The sequence below is a fragment of the Microbacterium sp. B19 genome (genome assembly GCF_000333395.1).
Lineage (GTDB): Bacteria > Actinomycetota > Actinomycetes > Actinomycetales > Microbacteriaceae > Microbacterium.
This window is the reverse complement of record NZ_BADA01000061.1, coordinates 1-328: the sequence shown is the minus strand read 5'-3', so window position 1 is coordinate 328 and position 328 is coordinate 1. Positions and strand designations below refer to the sequence as shown.

Annotated in this window: 1 protein-coding gene; it reads left to right on the top strand. The window is 70.1% G+C overall.

Features of this window, described 5'->3' with window-relative positions; genetic code table 11:
- Positions 1-328, top strand: a 328-nt coding sequence (locus tag I5G_RS20155) for a PEP/pyruvate-binding domain-containing protein (RefSeq protein WP_036325829.1), incomplete at both ends; no start/stop codon positions are given.

Genomic DNA, 328 nt, shown 5'->3' with positions numbered 1-328 from the left:
CGCTCGAGCGCGACGGCGGAGGACCTCCCGGATGCCTCGTTCGCGGGGCAGCAGGAGACCTTCCTGAACATCGGCGGAATCGAGAACATCCTGCGGGCGATCCGCCGCGTGTTCGCGTCGCTGTACAACGACCGCGCGATCGCGTACCGCGCGCACCACGGCTTCGACCACCACGAGGTCGCCCTGTCGGCGGGCGTGCAGCGGATGGTGCGCTCGGACGTCGGCGCCTCGGGCGTGATGTTCACGCTCGACACCGAGTCCGGCTTCGACGACGCGGTGTTCCTCACCAGCTCGTACGGCCTCGGCGAAGCCGTCGTGCAGGGAGCCG